Raw genomic sequence first — 13592 nt, forward strand, 5'->3', positions numbered from 1 at the left:
TGCCAGAGCTGAGGAAGAAGGCCTTCAGCCGTAGCGGCGCAGGTCGTGGAAGAAGTCGTCGATGAGCTGGAGGTGCCCGGCCCGGGCCACTTCGTCGTAGACGTACTTGCCGACGGCGAGGTCCAGCACGCCGAGTCCGAAGGGCGAGAAGATCACCGGCCGGTCGGTCGGCGGGGTCACCCGTCCGGTCATGACGTCGTCGAGGGTGCCGTCGAGGAAGTCGCGGTTGCCGGTGAGCTGTTCGGCCAGATGGGGTGAGGTGTCGGCTTTGAGACAGTGCTCGACGTCGTCGACGATGTTGGCCGATGCGAGCAGGATCTGGGGGGCCAGGTCGCGCAGGGACACGTGCAGCACCAGGGGGTGGTGCGTGAACCAGTCGGGGTCGGTGACATGGGGTGTGCCGGCGACGGTGGCGAACACCACCAGGTCGCTGGAGCGGATGAGTTCCTCGGCGCTGTCGTGGACCGTGATCCCTCCGCCGGCGCCGGCCTGCCGCAGGTAACCGCTGAAGCCGGCGGTGCTGTCGGCGGAGACGTCGTGCACGCCGACGGTGTCGAACGTCCATCCGGTGCCGGTCAGGAAGGTGTGGATGTAGCGGGCGATCAGGCCCGTGCCGAAGAATCCGATACGGGTGGGGCGGGGGCGGTTGCGGCTGAGCCAGTCGGCCGCCAGCGCGGCGGATGCCGCGGTTCTGGTGGCGCTGATGATGGAACTCTCCAGGCAGGCGAACGGGTAGCCGGTGTCGTGGTCGTTGAGGATGAGGACCGCGGAGGCCCGGGGCAGGCCGGCTGTCACGTTGACGGGGAAGCTGGAGATCCATTTCAGTCCGTCCACGTTGACGGACCCGCCGATGGAGGCCGGCAGCGCGATGATCCGTGCCGTGGGGCGGTCGGAGAAGCGCAGGAAGTACGACGGCGGGTTGACCGAGTCTCCCGCTCCGTGCAGCCGGTAGGTGGCTTCGACCAACTCCACGAGCTGCGTCTCGCGCCCCTTGAGGGCTTGCTGTACCTGGGCTCCGGAGATCACCGCGAAGGTCGGCGCCGGACCCGGGTGGGACGGGACCGACTCGGTCGCGGAGGACAGCAGGGATGTCATCGTCGGCTCGCCTCCGGGGTCGCGCAGAAGCCGGCCGGACGCTGGGGCTCGGCCATGGCGACCAGCACCTGACGCTCTCCCGTGAAGGCCTCTCTGCTGTGTGCGGTGCGGATGTTGTCGACCAGCATCATGTCGCCGGCCTGCCAGGGCTCGCGCCGGGTGTGGGCCTCGTAGGTGCTGTTGAGCAACTGGACGATGTCCTCGCCGATGGGAGTGCCGTCCCCGAAGCGGGTGTTGAAGGGCAGTCCGTCCTCGCCGTAGACGTCCACCAGGTACTCGCGCACCTCTGGGTCCATCGTCCACTCGTTGAGGAAGGCGATCTGGTTGAACCAGCAGCGGCGGCCGGTGAGCGGGTGGCGCACCACGGCGCCGCGGAGCTGCCGGGTGCGCAGGGACCCGTCGGGCTGCCAGGCGAAGTCGATGGCGTGGTCGCGGCAGTAGCGCTCGACGGCGGCGCGGTCGTCGGTGCCGAACGACTCGGCCAGGGAGGCACCGATCTCGTCGTTGTAGCTGCGGGTGAGCAGCCAGCCCTCACGTTCGAACCGATCGCTCAGCTCCGCGGGCAGCGCCTTGAGCACGTGTTCGGCGTCGGCCACCCCGGTCGCACCGCCCTCGCTGGGCGCGCTCAGGCACGCGAACAGCATCAGGCCGGGAACCTCCAGCGCGTAGCTCAGTTCATGGTGCATGCACATCGGCTGGTTGGCCGGCCAGGCCGAGGAGGAGTAGAGCCCCGGGCCGTGGGGCTGCCGGGGCGCGAAGGCCTCCCTCTCGGTCATCAGACCGCCGGCCAGCCCCGCGAAGACGGCACCGGCCTGGTCCGCCTGCCGGAGCCCCAGGCCACGGACGAGCACCACACCGTGCTCGGCGACCTGCGCACGCAGCGCATCGCGGTGCTCGGCCGCCCAGCCCACCGCATCACCGGGGGTCTCGACATGCAGGATCGGGGGTTTGCCCGGCCTCAGTTCCACCTCGGGCGGTGGTGCCAGGGATGAGGACGACATCTCGGTTCCTTTCGGCTCGTACGGGCTCATGAGGAGGCCAGCAGTTCGGCGGCGCCCAGGACGGCCCGTGCCGCCGCGGCCGGGCGGGTACGGGGGAAGTAGTGGCCGCCGTCGGCCAGCTCGTGCAGATCCACGTGTTCGGCCAGGAGCTGCCAGTCCCGGTACCGGTCGGGGAACTCCGCCGTGTGCGGGTCGTCGGCGGCGACGACCACGGTGACCGGCGCGGACAGCTTCACCGTCGGCGGGGTCTCCAGGGCGTCGACGAAGTAGCGGTGGGCGGACACGCAGTCGTGCCGGTAGGCGGCACCGACGTGCTCGGCGTGCCGCTCGTTCAGCTCACCGAGTTCGGTGTAGGCGCCGTCCGCGGTCAGCCTCGCGGCGATCTCCGCGTCGCTCTGCCCGGTCAGCTCGGCGATGGCGGCCCGTCGGCCGGAGGCGGTGCCGAGCAACTGGGCGCCGAGGAACACCCGTGGGACGTCCACCCCGCGCTCCTGCAGCCGCCTCGCCGTCCGCACGGCCGGTGCGGTGCCCGAGGAGTGACCCCACAGCATGACTTTGGGCAGGCCGCGCGCGAGGATCTCCTCGACGACCCGCTCCGTCACCTGTGCCAGCGGTGCGAACGGCTCGCTGCGGGCGGCCAGGTCGTGACCGGGCAGGTCGACGGCGTACACCGCGGGCCCACTGCCCGCCAGCGCGCCCGCCAGCGGCTGGAAGTTGACGGCGTTTCCGCCTGCGTAGGGAAAGCACACCAGGGCGCATTCCGGCACTTGGTCCGGTTCCCACAGCGGCTGAAGCAGCTCCTGGTGCTGCGGAGCCGTGCTGTCGAGGAGTGCGGCGAGGTCCGCGAGCACCGGATGGCGGGTGATGTCCTTGAGGGACACCGCGCGGTCCAGGGCGAGGGTGAGTCTCACCGCCGCCAGTGAGGTGCCACCGGAGTCGAAGAAGTGGTCCAGTCGGCCGATCCGGTGCTCGGGCAGGCCCAGCAGCTCGGCCCAGGCGGCCGCCAGCTTCCGCTCGGTGGGGGTACGCGGGCCGCGGTGCCGCCCGGTGTCGCCTTCGGCAACCGGCGCGGTCTGCTCGGCCAGCGCGGTCAGGGCCTTCCTGTCGATCTTGCCGTTGGCGGTCAGCGGGAGGCTGTGCTGCCAGTGAAAGGCCGTCGGGACCATGTAGTCGGGCAGCACGGCGCCCAGTGCCCGGCGCAGCGCGTCCGCCGACTGGCGCCGGCCGGTGTGGAAGGCGACCAGGTGCGCACCGCGGCCGGGCCGCTCGGCGACGACCACCGCGCCGTCCCGTACCCCGGGCGCCCGCAGCAGGGTGTTCTCGATCTCACCGATCTCGATACGGAAGCCGCGGATCTTGACCTGGTTGTCCCGGCGGCCGAGGAACTCCAGCTTCCCGTCGGGGTGCCAGCGCCCCCAGTCGCCCCCCAGGTAGAGCCGCTCACCCGGCCGGTACGGGTCCTGCCGATACGCCTCACGGGTGCGTTCGGGATCGTTGACGTACCCCCGCCCCACGCAGACGCCGGAGAACGCGATCAGCCCCGGGGCGCCCAGCGGCACCAGCGACAGTTGCTCGTCGACGACGTACACGTGCACGTTGTTGACCGCACGCCCCAACAGCACCCGCTCCGGCACCCGGTCCATGACCTCGTGATTGGTGTCGTCCGAGGTCTCGGTCAGTCCGTAGGCGTTGACCAGCTTGATCCCCGGCTGCACCGCGAACCAGCGCTGGACCAGCTCCCGCTTCAACGCCTCGCCGGTGACCGACACACACCTCAGGTCCGGCAACGCGCGGGGACGCCGCTCCAGACACGACACCACCACCTCCAGGTAGGAGGGAACGACCTGCACGACACCGGCCCGGCCGCGGACGAGCGTGTCGAGGAACCGCTCCACATCCACGATCACCTCCTGCCCGACCAGCAGCGTCCGCCCGTCCACCAGCAGCGCGGCCAGCAGTTGCCACAGCGAGATGTCGAAGCACTGCGGGGCGGTCTGCGCCACCACCCGTCCCGAACCGATCCCCAGGTCGTCGATCTTGGCGTAGAGGTGGTTGAGCATGCCCGCGTGCTCGCACATCGCCCCTTTGGGCTCGCCGGTGGAGCCGGAGGTGAAGTAGATGTAGGCCAGCTGATCGGCCGTCACCGTCACCCCGACGTCGCTGTCGGCATGCTGCTGCGCGTACGCCGCCTCGACGAGCAGCCTCTCGACCCCCGGTAGTGTGGCCAGGGCCTGATCGAGGGTGTCGGTGCTGCCCGACTCGGTCAGCACCAGCCGGCACCCGGCACGCGACAGCGTCGCCGCGATCCGGCCCGCCGGAAAGTGCGGCTCGATGGGCAGGTACACGCCCCCGGCCTTGAACACCGCGAGCACCGCGGCAAGCCAGTCGAGCGACCGTTCGGTGACCACCCCCACCACCTCTTCCCGGCCCAGGTCCCGCGCCAGCAGCGCCCGGGCCAGCCGGTTGGCGCGCGCGTTGAGCTCCCCGTACGTCCACGCGCGATCGCCGTGCACCGCCGCCACCGATTCCGGATGTGCCCGCACCCGCTGCTCGAACAGCTCGTGCACCCGCCCCTCCGGCAGCGCCCGGGACGGCCCGGCCAGCCCCTCCAGCTGATGGCGCATCTCCTCGGCCGACAGCAGACTCCGGCGCGCATGGGCGGCGTCGGCATCGGCCGCCATCAACCCCAGCGCGGTGAGGTGGTAGCCGGCGATCCGGGCCGCGCACTCCGCGTCCAGCACCTGCGTGCGGTACCGCAGCCGCACCTCCAGCCGCTCGCCCCGGTCGCACCAGCCCACCCCGAGCACCGCGTCGTCGACCAGCCCGCCCTCGGCTCCCGACGGCTCGAACACGACTTCGTACGACGGTCCCGCCACCCCCAGTTCCCGCCGCAGCCGATCCACCGGGAACTCCCGGTGCGCCAGCAACTCCTCCTCGGCGCGGTGGACGCTCGCCACCAGCGCGCGCCACGACCCGGGGGCGACGGTCAGCCGGCACGGCAGCGGGCCGCCCGCCACCCCGGCGGTGTAACCCGTCACCACCTCCTGGTCACCCGACAGGGCGCTCAGCACCTTGGCGTGCGCGGCCAGCAGCACCGAGCGCACCGGAACCCCCGACTCCGCCGCCAGCGCGCGCACCACGCGCACCACGTCGTCCGGCACCACCGCCCGGTGCTCCGCCACACCCGCCACCGGCTCCCGGGCCCACCGTGGGACCGCGGTGAAACCGCCGGCGGACAGCACTCCGCCCCAGAACTCCCGGTCCGCTTCCACGTGCGCTCCCATCAGATGGCCTTCCCGCTCGCCGTCGCCGCGGCGCCGTTCGCCGGAGACGTATCCGCTGCCGATGCCGAGCCGCTGCCGCGGGCCCGGACGGGGGCATCCCGCAGCTCCGCGGCGGGATTGCCTCCCCACCGGGCGTCCGGGGGGACTTCCTCGCCCTTCATGAGGAAGCAGTCGGGTGCCAGCACGGCACCCTCGCCCACCGTCACGCCGTAGTGCACGAACGCGCCGACCCCGAGGGTGCAGCCGGCCCCGAGGACCGTGCGGTCGGACTTGAAGGTGCCGTCCTCCTGCGAGTGGCACTGGACCTTGCACCCGGCATTGAGCGTGCAGTCGTCCCCGATGGAGGTGAGTGTCCGCTCCGTCACATAGCAGCCGTCGTCGAAGACCCTTCTGCCGATACGCACGCCCAGCAGCCGCCAGACCACGTTCTTGAAGGGGGTGCCGTTCAGCACGTTGAGGTAGTCGGTCGGCACCTTCCACAGGCGCTCGTGCCACCAGAAGTACGGGTCGTAGATGGAGCAGAGCCGGGGGCGCAGCGCACGGAACGACGTGATGCAGCGCTCCACCAGGACGAAGTAGAGGACGGTGAACACGAGGGTGAGCGCCAGGTACCCGGCGATCACCACATGGCCGAGCACCCCGTACAGGCCGACGGAGACGAGACCGAATGTCGTGAGCACGAAGGTGTGCAGCCACCGCACGAGCAGGAACAGGAGCATGGAGCGGATGTTGTAGCGGTTCTTCGCGGCGAGGTTGCGGCGCAGCCGGTCGCCGGTCCTGAGATGGTCGAACCGCGAATCGCGCTCCACGGACCGGGGAATCTCGAAAGACGGCGAGCCGAGCAGCCCGACGCCCTCACGGATCTCACCGTCGAGGGGGACCATGACCTTCGTCGCGAGCAGACAGTTGTCGCCCGTCCTTCCGCCCACGGGATAGGCGATGTTGTTGCCGAGGAAGTTGCGCGGCCCGATCGACACCCGGGACACCCGGAAGGACGTGCTGGAGAAGTCCGCGTTGATGAGGGAGAGCCCGTCGGCCACCATCGTGCCGGGGCCGACGGAGACCAGATCCGGGGTCTCGTGCTGCACTTCGGTGCCGAAGTTCGACCCGGTCTGCTCGGCAAGGGACACGTCGTATCCGAGGCCGCGAAGGTAGTGGACGATGTAGGAGCTGTCGCCGAAGAGCCAGGCGAAGAACTTACGGTTCGTCATGCCGGCCACCGCCCGGTGCGCCGCGTAGTGGAAGCCGTAGAGCGGATAGACCGTGTCGGGCTTGACGGCCAGACGCACAAGGCGCGGAACGGTGAAGAGCACGGCGAGTCCCACGACGACGAAGCCGAAGAACAGCACCAGGGACAGCACCAGCGCGTCGCCGAGGAACTCCCATGAGAGGACTCCCACCGTTTCCGGGTTCAGCCGCCTGCCGAGCGCCGGGACCTCGGTGAAGAGCATGTACGCACCGCCGACGGTCAGCGGGATGTAGAGGAGGAACAGCTGGAGCAGGGTGAGGAGTCCGAAGCCGGCCCGGCGCAGCGTGCCGCACCGGGCCGGAGCGACCCTCACATGGTCGATCTCCGTGGGCTGTGCCGGGGACCCGTGCCGGCGCTCGCCGTCCGGGATCGTCTGGCCGCGGTACAGGCAGGAGGTGTGACCGAGCTGAGCTCCGTCGCCCATCGACGTGTCGATGTCGAGCACGGTCTTCTCGCCGATGTACACGTCCCGGCCGAGCGTGATCCGGCCGGTCTGGATACGCCCGGCGTGCGCCCGGTAGCAGAGGAAGTGCGAGTCCTTGCGGATCACCGTGCCGGCGCCGATGGTCAGCAGGTCGGGGCAGACCGGGACGGACCGGGAGAGGATCGTGACTCCCTTGCCGATGCGCGCGCCGAGCGCCCGCAGGTACAGCACATACAGCGGATTGCCGACGAGGAAGATCATCGGGTTGGCGTGGAGCAGTACCTTGACGATCCAGAAGCGCAGATAGGTCAGCCCCCACACGGGGAACTCGCGGGGCCTCCAGCGGCCGATGAGGATCCACTTGGCCATGATCGGAAACGTGCACAGGGCGATGAATCCGATACCGCCGAACAGCAGCGAACGCAGATAGATGACGGCAAGACCGGATCCGGCGTCCACCCATTCGTATCCTCGGGCGGCGGCAAGTCCGGTGACCAGGGAATATCCCAGGAAGACCAGCAATTGCAGCGTTCCGCAGAGGACGTAATCCAGTGTGCTCGCCCGCGTCACGGGAGCGGGCGGCGCCGGCGGCGGCGCGGGGACCGGTGACGCGGCGGGAGCGGGAGCGGTGTCCGCCAGAGCCGCTGCCAGGCTTCGGACCGTGGGGTGCTGATAGATGTCCTTCATGGACACGGACGGCAGACCTGGCCGCTTCCTGACCCGCGCGCAGAACTGGGCCATCACCAAGGAATTGGCGCCGAGGTCGGCGAAGAAGTGGCTGTCGACGGAAACATGTTCGACGCCCACGACGTCGGCCAGTACGCCGGCCAGGGTCCCCTCGGTGTCGGACGTGGCCGGGTCGGCGCTGCGGCGCCCGGCGATCACGGGTTCGCCCGGCCCGGAGATCAGGACCTCGGCAGACTCGTCCACCATTCGAACTCCTTGCGGAAAGCCGACCTATTGACTGATCACCAAACCGTGCGCTTCAGTTTCGATCGGCCGCCGACGGGCTGCCACTCGGATTCGATCACGAGAACGCGGCGGTATCGCTCAACGAGCGGTGTTTCCCGGCCCGTTACACCGCCAGGTCGAGCGACAAGTCACCCATACGGAGTTCACCCCGGAAAGGCGAAGGCCGTCCACGGCATGGCGAAGGGGCCGGTCCGAATGGACCGGCCCCTGCCCGGGGAGGAGCCCGGGTCACTCCGTCTCAGGCACCAGCCGCAGCGAGATCGAGTTGATGCAGTACCGCTGGTCCGTCGGCGTCGGATAGCCCTCGCCCTCGAAGACGTGCCCCAGGTGCGAGCCGCAGCGGGCGCAACGCACCTCCGTGCGGACCATCCCGTGCGAGCGGTCCTCCAGCAGCTCCACCGCGTCGCTGTCCTTGGGGTCGTAGAAGGACGGCCAGCCGCAGTGGGACTCGAACTTCGTGTCCGAGGTGAAGAGTTCGGCGCCGCAGGCGCGACAGGAGTAGACGCCCTTGGTCTTGGTGTTCGTGTACTCACCCATGAAGGCGGGCTCGGTGCCGGCCTGGCGCAGGACCGCGTACTCGGAAGGGGTCAACTCCGCGCGCCACTGCTCGTCCGGCTTGTCGACGTCATACGCCATGAGTGTCAGCCCCTTACTTCGACAGACGGTCCAGGATCCGTGGGCCCAGGTCCGTGACGTCACCCGCGCCCATGGTGAGAACAAGATCCCCCGGCCTGGCCATTCCCGCCACGACGTCGGGGACCTCCGCCTTGTCGTGCACCGCCTGCACGTCCGCGTCGGCCGCCCGCGCAGCCTCGATGATCAGCTCGCTCGTCACGCCCGGGATCGGGTCCTCGCGGGCCGGGTAGATGTCCAGGACCACCGACGTGTCCGCCAGGGCCAGTGCCTCGCCCATCTCCTTGCCGAGCTCCTGCGTGCGGGAGAAGAGGTGGGGCTGGAAGACCACCAGGATGCGGCCCCGGGCTCCGGCCCGCATCGCCTCCAGGTCCGCGGTCATCTCCGTGGGGTGGTGCGCGTACGAGTCGATGACCTGGACACCGGCCTCCTCGCCCTTCAGCTGCAGGCGGCGCTTCACTCCCCGGTACGCCCCCAGGGCCCGGGCCAGCTCCGCCGTCGGTACGCCGAGAGCCACGCCCGCCGCCAGCACGGCCACCGCGTTGTGCGCGTAGTGGCGGCCGGGGACGGAGACCGTGAAGGTCAGCTCCGAGCCGTCCAGGACCACCGTCACCTGGCTCTTCAGGCCCTGCGGAACGACCGAGAGGATGCGGACGTCGGCGTCCTGCGACTCGCCGTACGTCACGGTCCGCACCGAACCGTCCAGGCGCCGCGTCAGCTCGCGCGCGCCCTCGTGGTCCGCCGCGATCACCAGCGTGCCACCGGGGACGATCCGGCCCGCGAAGGTCTGGAAGGACTCGTAGATCTCCTCGATGGAGGCGTAGTTCGCGTGGTGGTCCAGCTCGACGTTGAGGACGATGGCGACCTCGGGGGCGTACTTGTGGAAGCTGCGGTCGCTTTCGTCGGCCTCGGCGACGAAGATCCCGCCCTCGCCGTGCAGGGCGTTGGAGCCGGGCCCGTCCAGGTCGCCACCGATCGCGTACGAGGGGTCCAGGCCCAGCTCGGACAGGGACACCGCCAGCATCGACGTCGTGGTCGTCTTGCCGTGGGTGCCGGCGACCGCGATCGGACGCAGTCCGTCCATCAGGCGGGCGAGGGCGTCCGAGCGGTGGATCACCGGGATGCCCAGCCCCGCCGCGCGCGCCAGCTCCGGGTTGTCCGCCCGGATCGCGGAGGAGACGACGACGCAGGTGGCGTCGTCGGCGAGGTGCTCGGCCGCGTGGCCGATGTGCACCGTCGCGCCCAGCGCGCGCAGGGCCTCGGCGGTCGGCGAGTCCTTCGCGTCGCTGCCCGCCACCTTGGCGCCGCGCTGGGCGAGGATCTTCGCGATGCCCGACATTCCGGCGCCGCCGATGCCGATGAAGTGAGGTCGGTCCATGGCGGTGGGGAGGCCGGGTGCCATGCGTGTCTCCTGGGTGCTGGTACGGCGGGTGTCAGCGGCCCAGCCTATGCTGTGCCGCGCGCGGGACCCCGTAAGGGCCGTAAGAGCTGGGCCGTGCCAGTATGCGGCCGCGCCGTGTGCGCGATGCGTCACGGTCCGCCCGCGGTGGAGCACGCCGAAAGCCCAGGAGTGCCCGGCGCTCCTCGGTCCGCCCCGGCGGCAGCGTCTACGCCTTGCTGTGCGAGAACAGCTTCAGCACCGGCACCCCCACCTTGTGCCGGGCCCGGGACGCCCAGTCTCGGTGGAAGAACTCCTCCACGTAGTGGGGGTCGGTCAGCACGATCACCTCGTCGGCGCCGACCTCCTCCACCAGGGCCTTGAGCGCGTCCAGCGGATGGTCCTCGATGAGACGGCCCTCCGCCTCGCTGCCCGCCGCGTGCAGCGCGGACAGGGACACCTCCAGTGCCTGCCGTCCGAGTGCCGCGGCGTCCTTGCCCTCCGGGACGTCCCGTTCGTGCGCCGCCTCGTCCAGCTCGCCCAGGGCGATGTCGTCGATGGCCCGCAGCAGGCGGTCCGCCTGGTCGCCGCGGGGCTGGAGCAGGACGTGGAAGGAGACCGGCTCGTCACCGTGCAGGGTGGTGACGAACTCCACGTCGGCGGACGTGAGGGCCTTCTCGATCATCAGTACGCTCGTGAACACGACGGGGCGCCCCTTCTCCTTCGAGCCCTGCGAGGACCCCGTGGGGCCTCTCTCCTGCGCGGGCCGTCCAGACCCCGCGGAAACCATCCTGCCCCGTGATCGCAGGTCTACGGGTCTTGGCGTGCCCCCCGGGGACCGTGCCCCTCGAAGTCTGAACGGAATGGGTGATTCCGCAAGCGCGGTCTCAGGTCCCACCGCAACCGCGGTCTCAGGTCCCACCGCAACCGCGGTCTCAGGTCCTTCGGTAGCGGCCGAAGAGGAACCCCTCCTCCTCCAGCAGGGACACGAGCGAGAACCGCCGGGGCACCGTCACCGAGGGGCCCCCGGCGATCCGCTGCGCATCACCAGCCGTGAGCATCGGGGAGACCGTCAGGCACAGCTCGTCCAGGACCCCGGCCGCGATCAGCTGGCCCAGCAGACGCGGGCCGCCCTCGGTCAGCAGCCGGGTCATGCCGAGATCCGCGAGGGCGCGTACGGCGCGGGCCGGGTCCACGCCCATGCCGTCCCCGGCGATCACCACGCGGGCCCCCGCCTTCTCCGCGGCGGCCACCCGGTCCGGCGCCGCCGCGGCTCCGGTCAGCACCAGCGTGGGCACCAGGGGCGAGGTGAACAGCGGCCACGAGAAGTCCAGCTCCAGGCTCGCGCTCACCACGGCGATCGCGGGCGCGGGGCCCTGCCCGGCCGCCTTGCGCAGCCCCGCGAAGGCCTCCCGCTCGCGGGCCGGGCGATAGCCCTCCTGCCGTACCGTTTCAGCACCGACGATCACGACGTCCGCGAGCCCCCGCAGCGTGCCGAAGATCCGCATGTCGGCGGCGCCGGAGATGGGCTGGGAGCGCCCCTCGTGCTGGGCGGCCCCGTCCAGCGTGGAGACCATGTTGGCCCGCAGCCAGGGCTCCCGGCCGCCAGGTCCGGGCTCGGGGTAGGCGTACGCCGCGGCCAGCTCCTCCAGCGTCCATTCGCGGTCCGCGGCACCGCCGGCCGGCAGGGCGACCGGGCCGCCGACCGGCGCGCCGTCCGCCCCGGCGCCCGGCGCCCGGCGGGCACCCGTATCCGCCCCGGCGCCCGGGGCCTCCCCGGTATCCGGGGCGGGGCCACCCGGCTCGGCCACTGTCTGGTCGGTCACAGGGAACAGGCGTCGCATGTCGTGCAGTGTGGCACGGCCTTTAGAGTGGGGAACCGTGTCGTCCTCCACCGCCGCCTCCGGAATCGATCGGATAGTCGAAGCGGCCCCGCAGTCCCTGTGCGCCCGCGAGCCGCACGTCCCCGCCGACCGGCTCGTGGCCGAGATGGTGCCACCGCCACGCTTCGACTCCGTCCGCTTCGCGACGTACATCCCGGACCCGAACCAGCCCAGCCAGCGCGAGGCCGTACGCGTCCTGGATGACTTCGCCGCGGGCCTCGGCGGCGCGCACGCCGTCTCCGGCAGGCGCTCGTTCTTCGGCTTCGGGAAGGCGAAGGCCGCCAAGGCCCCCGCCGGCCCCCGCGGTGTCTATCTCGACGGCGGCTACGGCGTCGGCAAGACCCACCTGCTCGCCTCCCTGTGGCACGCCACCCCGGCCGCGCCCGCACTGAAGGCCTTCGGCACCTTCGTGGAGCTGACGAACCTGGTGGGCGCGCTCGGCTTCCAGCAGACGGTCCAGACGCTCTCCGGCCACCGCCTCCTGTGCATCGACGAGTTCGAGCTCGACGACCCCGGCGACACGGTCCTCGTCTCCACCCTGCTCGGCAAGCTCGTCGACGCGGGCGTCGCGCTCGCCGCCACCTCCAACACCCTGCCGGGCAAGCTCGGCGAGGGCCGCTTCGCGTCCGCCGACTTCCTGCGCGAGATCCAGGGCCTGTCCGCCCACTTCCGCACGCTGCGCATCGACGGCGAGGACTACCGTCACCGCGGCCTGCCCGAGGCCCCGGCTCCGTACAGCGACGAGCAGGTGACGAAGGCGGCGTACGCCACCGAAGGCGCCTCGCTCGACGACTTCCCCCATCTGCTGGAACACCTCGCCCGCGTCCACCCCAGCCGGTACGGCGCCCTGACCGACGGAGTGAAGGCCCTGTGCCTGACCGACGTCCGGCCGGTGCCGGACCAGTCGACGGCGCTGCGGCTGGTCGTGCTCGCGGACCGGCTCTACGACCGCGAGGTGCCGGTGCTCGCCTCCGGGCAGCCGTTCGACAAGCTGTTCAGCGAGGAGATGCTGCGGGGCGGATACCGCAAGAAGTACTTCCGCGCCATCTCCCGCCTCACCGCCCTCGCTCGTGACGCCAAGGGCCTGGTCGAGGCGTAGCAGAACCAAACAGACGTGCGTCAACGACAGGCATCAGCCATTCCGACCTCGGTTTTTGGGCTGTTCTTTACCTGAAACGTGAAGTTAACCCTGCAAACAGGTCAGCCGGGATAACGTGGTCGTCGAGGACACGACGGACGCACACAACGGGGAGGGGGCGCATGGTGCGAGGTACGCCGGTCCGCTACATGCTCACGATCCTCTCCGCCGTTCTGCTGGCCATGCAGCTCTTCACGCCCACCGCGTCCTTCGCGTCCGCGCACCACACCCATGTGACCGACGCCGGTTCCCCGGAGGCGGTCCCGAGCAAGCGCGCGGACGAGGCGGACGAGGTCGTCACCTGCGGCGGCCTCGCACACCCGGCGAGCCCCACCGGCCCGCTGCGCACCCGTGACCGCCACCGGGCGGGCACGGAATCCCTTCCGGAGCCCCCCGCGCCCGTGCTGTCGGCACACGACGTCACGGCGGCGCAGCCGCCGACCGCCGGCCCCGCCTCGCTGCGCATATCCAGATCGTCCACCGCTCATGCCCCCGCGGCACTTCAGGTGTTCCGCTGCTGAGCTGCTCACTGGGT

At 70.8% G+C, this 13592-nt stretch carries 10 protein-coding genes; 2 read left to right on the forward strand and 8 right to left on the reverse strand.

Annotated elements, in window-relative coordinates; translation table 11 throughout:
* Positions 1–24 precede the first annotated feature (24 nt).
* From sbnB to ASC56_RS40750, 8 genes are all read right to left on the reverse strand, one after another.
* Complete coding sequence (gene sbnB / locus ASC56_RS29865; protein ID WP_055494686.1) at positions 25–1095, reverse strand: 2,3-diaminopropionate biosynthesis protein SbnB; 1071 nt, start codon at positions 1093–1095, stop codon at positions 25–27.
* Positions 1092–2096 (reverse strand): TauD/TfdA family dioxygenase, encoded by a 1005-nt coding sequence (locus ASC56_RS29870; RefSeq protein ID WP_055494687.1) that lies wholly within the window; start codon positions 2094–2096, stop codon positions 1092–1094. The genes sbnB and ASC56_RS29870 overlap by 4 nt, the downstream gene beginning before the upstream one ends.
* Before the next feature lie 26 nt (positions 2097–2122).
* A complete protein-coding gene (locus ASC56_RS29875; protein WP_055494770.1) occupies positions 2123–5380 on the reverse strand; it encodes an amino acid adenylation domain-containing protein in 3258 nt (1085 codons plus the stop codon).
* Complete coding sequence (locus ASC56_RS29880; RefSeq protein WP_055494688.1) at positions 5380–7986, reverse strand: Pls/PosA family non-ribosomal peptide synthetase; 2607 nt, start codon at positions 7984–7986, stop codon at positions 5380–5382. The genes ASC56_RS29875 and ASC56_RS29880 overlap by 1 nt, the downstream gene beginning before the upstream one ends.
* Before the next feature lie 267 nt (positions 7987–8253).
* The gene (gene msrB, locus ASC56_RS29885) at positions 8254–8661 is read right to left on the reverse strand and encodes a peptide-methionine (R)-S-oxide reductase MsrB (protein WP_055494689.1); all 408 of its coding nucleotides are present in this window, start codon (positions 8659–8661) and stop codon (positions 8254–8256) included.
* A 13-nt stretch (positions 8662–8674) separates the two neighbouring features.
* A complete protein-coding gene (gene murC / locus ASC56_RS29890; protein WP_055494690.1) occupies positions 8675–10060 on the reverse strand; it encodes a UDP-N-acetylmuramate--L-alanine ligase in 1386 nt (461 codons plus the stop codon).
* A gap of 205 nt (positions 10061–10265) precedes the next feature.
* Positions 10266–10739: an indole-3-glycerol phosphate synthase gene (locus ASC56_RS29895; RefSeq protein ID WP_199836098.1), complete on the reverse strand. Its 474-nt coding sequence runs from the start codon at positions 10737–10739 to the stop codon at positions 10266–10268.
* A gap of 232 nt (positions 10740–10971) precedes the next feature.
* Positions 10972–11880 carry a pyrimidine reductase family protein gene (locus ASC56_RS40750; RefSeq protein WP_079102792.1) on the reverse strand — a complete coding sequence of 303 codons (909 nt, stop codon included), beginning with the start codon at positions 11878–11880 and terminating at the stop codon, positions 10972–10974.
* Here ASC56_RS40750 and zapE point away from each other — a divergent pair.
* Together zapE and ASC56_RS29910 are read left to right on the forward strand one after the other, a co-directional pair.
* Positions 11879–13018: a cell division protein ZapE gene (zapE, locus tag ASC56_RS29905; protein WP_199836099.1), complete on the forward strand. Its 1140-nt coding sequence runs from the start codon at positions 11879–11881 to the stop codon at positions 13016–13018. The two genes, ASC56_RS40750 and zapE, sit on opposite strands and share 2 nt — an antisense overlap.
* Before the next feature lie 161 nt (positions 13019–13179).
* Positions 13180–13578 (forward strand): hypothetical protein, encoded by a 399-nt coding sequence (locus ASC56_RS29910; RefSeq protein WP_055494692.1) that lies wholly within the window; start codon positions 13180–13182, stop codon positions 13576–13578.
* The last annotated feature ends 14 nt before the right edge of the window (positions 13579–13592 follow it).

It is taken from the genome of Streptomyces sp. TP-A0356 (genome assembly GCF_001417775.1).
Lineage (GTDB): Bacteria > Actinomycetota > Actinomycetes > Streptomycetales > Streptomycetaceae > Streptomyces.

What these genes read in the sequence shown, in the direction of transcription:
- ASC56_RS29910 (WP_055494692.1), top strand. Translation starts at nt 13,180, where the DNA reads ATGGTGCGAGGTACGCCGGTCCGCTACATGCTCACGATCCTCTCCGCC.
- zapE (WP_199836099.1), top strand. Translation starts at nt 11,879, where the DNA reads ATGTCGTGCAGTGTGGCACGGCCTTTAGAGTGGGGAACCGTGTCGTCC.
- murC (WP_055494690.1), bottom strand. Translation starts at nt 10,060, where the DNA reads ATGGCACCCGGCCTCCCCACCGCCATGGACCGACCTCACTTCATCGGC.
- sbnB (WP_055494686.1), bottom strand. Translation starts at nt 1,095, where the DNA reads ATGACATCCCTGCTGTCCTCCGCGACCGAGTCGGTCCCGTCCCACCCG.
- ASC56_RS29870 (WP_055494687.1), bottom strand. Translation starts at nt 2,096, where the DNA reads ATGTCGTCCTCATCCCTGGCACCACCGCCCGAGGTGGAACTGAGGCCG.
- ASC56_RS29875 (WP_055494770.1), bottom strand. Translation starts at nt 5,380, where the DNA reads ATGGGAGCGCACGTGGAAGCGGACCGGGAGTTCTGGGGCGGAGTGCTG.
- ASC56_RS29880 (WP_055494688.1), bottom strand. Translation starts at nt 7,986, where the DNA reads ATGGTGGACGAGTCTGCCGAGGTCCTGATCTCCGGGCCGGGCGAACCC.
- msrB (WP_055494689.1), bottom strand. Translation starts at nt 8,661, where the DNA reads ATGGCGTATGACGTCGACAAGCCGGACGAGCAGTGGCGCGCGGAGTTG.
- ASC56_RS40750 (WP_079102792.1), bottom strand. Translation starts at nt 11,880, where the DNA reads ATGCGACGCCTGTTCCCTGTGACCGACCAGACAGTGGCCGAGCCGGGT.